The organism is Desulfobacter sp. UBA2225, from assembly GCF_002348205.1.
Lineage (GTDB): Bacteria > Desulfobacterota > Desulfobacteria > Desulfobacterales > Desulfobacteraceae > Desulfobacter > Desulfobacter postgatei.
Map to the genome: position 1 here is coordinate 1 of NZ_DDYV01000314.1, position 2,652 is coordinate 2,652.

General features: G+C 43.7%; 2 protein-coding genes. Both read right to left on the reverse strand.

All coding sequences use genetic code 11. The annotated features are described in order from the left end of the window. Positions 1-11 precede the first annotated feature (11 nt). Positions 12-710 (reverse strand): transposase, encoded by a 699-nt coding sequence (locus B3D59_RS16365; protein ID WP_286822185.1) that lies wholly within the window; start codon positions 708-710, stop codon positions 12-14. Between the two features lie 230 nt (positions 711-940). Continuing rightward, complete coding sequence (locus tag B3D59_RS16370; RefSeq protein ID WP_286822186.1) at positions 941-2,455, reverse strand: IS1182 family transposase; 1,515 nt, start codon at positions 2,453-2,455, stop codon at positions 941-943. Between the last annotated feature and the right edge of the window lie 197 nt (positions 2,456-2,652).

A 2,652-nucleotide genomic window follows, 5' to 3' on the forward strand; every position in this document is an offset into this window, starting at 1 on the left:
TAAAGCAGGTTTTATGCCACTAATTCAGGGATCCCTTTACCTCCATCGGTTACCCATATAATCTTCTTTGAAATCTTCAAGCCGCGCCTTTCCATATCGCCGAAAAGCTCCTCACAAAGAACATGATTTTCCGTTGCCCCTTGCCAAAAACCCAAAACACGTTTGTGACCTTCTACATCTATTCCTAAACGCACCATGAAGGCCTCGCCTCCACGATGTATGGTATCAATGAAAACCGCAAAGGGTATAAAATCTGACAGGTCACGCTCCTTAAATTCTTTAAGCTTCTTCGCTGTAATATCAACTATATGACGCGATACAGAACTTGCAGATACACCAAATGCCCCCGCAGTTTCAATGACTGTTTCTGAATACTTTTGAGACGACATGCCCCGTAATAGTTTGCTCAAAAGCTCTTCTGAAAAACCTCCTGGCTCTTTTAACCTCTGATAACTTTGTAAACCGACCTCGCCCTGCTGACCACGAAGTCTGGGATGTTCAACAGCAATCTTTTGATCTCCTAAATAAATCGAACCTCCCTGGCTTGCCCATTTCTGAAGATTCGGAGAGAAAGGATAATAGTCTGGCCCCGCTAGCTCTTCCCTCTCAATGTACATGATCGTCTCAGCCATCATTCTTCCAATCTCTAATAGAAAAGCATCCAGTCCTTGCTTTCCTTTACAGAAAACCTGAAACATCTGGTCTATCAACTTCTCTCTTCCATATACCTTTTAAAATTCCTTGTTGCTTTTTTCCTCTTTTTCGTATCTAGGAGGCTGTCCGAGAACTCCATCTTTCAAAACCGGTTTTTTGTCCGAAAACTCTCCAAAATGACAAAATTTCCTATTGAAAAAAGAAATTTCGTCGCCGGATAAAAATATTGCCGACAAAAATGAGTTCTACATCCCCGAATGGAGCAGTATCCGTGGATGTTACCCCGCTAATAAACCGCTTGAGGAATCAATCTGCCCTGTTTTAAAGATACGACCTTCTGTTTGATGGCTTGAACAATCTTTTTGATGTTGAATGTCGCGCATACCAGGGAAAACTCACCCCCGACTTTCTTGATTCCCCTGAGGCTGAAACCGCGAAATCCCATATTTTCCTTGATCTGACCAAAAACCGGTTCAACAATGGTCTTGCGTCTCTTGTATATGTTTCTTGATTCTTCCTGCTTCATTTTATCATGCATCGCCTGACGAAGCGGTTCTTTATCATCAGTGGTTATCTTGCGTGGTTCGCCTGTTTTTGACTTGCAACACCGGCTCCTGTAGGCGCAGCCATCACAATCAGCGCTTTTTGCCTGATAGATTCTTGTCCCGTCACTGCCTGAGCTTTTCAAGGCCAGATTATGACCGGCAGGACAAACGAAACAATCTTTTTCTTCATGATAAGTAAATTGTGCTTTCTTTATCCCTTTCTCACGGTCATCAGAAAGCGCTTCACTGTCGGCTTCTCCTTTGCCGGTTGCAATATAGGCGTCAATGTCTGTTTTGCTTAATGCTTCAAGGTTGCCGCCGGACAGATAACCATTGTCTAAACTCATCTTTTCGGGAAGCTTGCCGGTTGTCTGCTGTGTCGCTTCCAGGGCAGGTTTTACTTCCTGCTTATCATTCGCGTTCTGGGTGATATGCTGCCCGACGATGATTTGATGATCCTGATCAACGGTGATTTGACCGTTATAGGAGTAGTTGAAGTTCCCTTTCTTGCCCATGATCCGGGCTTCCTTATCTGCAAAGCTGATTTGTTTCTTTTCCTCAATCTTTTTGCCCGGATGCAAGGCCTGTTCTCTTTGCTCCAAGGCTTCCTTTGCCGCTTTGATTTTGTGCAACCGCTTTTCTTTGATTTTCAGCTCTTCCGGTATCTCATAACCGGTCTTGTCTTGATAGGCGGCATCTTCTTCCTTGTCGCATTGATCGGCTTTTTTTAACAGCGCTTCGATCTCTTCGGTTAATTCCTTCTCCTGCTCCTTGAGACGGGCATAGCTCATGGCTTTGTGCTTGGAGGTGTTGGCTTTGAATTTGGATCCGTCAAGACTGACATGGCCCAGGGATGTCATCCCGGCTTCCCTCGCTAAAAGGACGCTCTGTTTGAAACATTCCTTAAAAAAGTCGTGATGGTCTTTTCTGAAATCACTCAATACCCGGAAATCAGGACAGTTTAAATGAGATATAAACATGAAGCCGAGATCTTCCTGACATCGTTTCATGATCTGGCGTGAACCGAATACCCCATGACTGTATGCATAAATCAGGATGCCGATGTTCAGCCGGGGATGATAGGCATGCTGGCCTAAAACGCTGTATTTTTTCTCGATGCCGGATGTATCGATCTGCTTGAAGATGTCTTCATAGATGTAGCATTCATGATCTGCCGGAAGCAGTTCGAATATGTTCGAGGGATACAGCAAACTTTGATTGAATTCTACGGGATCCTTTTTGAAGGGAATGGTCATGGTTGAATAGCCCCTTGATAATAATCTCTGTGTTGCCCATTTATAATATTATATCAAGTATTTGTCAACTGTTTTGTTGGCTTTTTGACTGCTTTCTTTGTTTGTTTTTTGCATTTCTTTCCCACGCTTTAAATTATGTTTGCCTGGGGCTGTTGGCTATTCTCGGACAGCCTCCTAGTAAAAAATAGAGTTGGTCG

Coding starts and splice junctions, on each gene's coding strand:
- B3D59_RS16370 (WP_286822186.1), bottom strand. CDS start 2,455: ATGACCATTCCCTTCAAAAAGGATCCCGTAGAATTCAATCAAAGTTTG.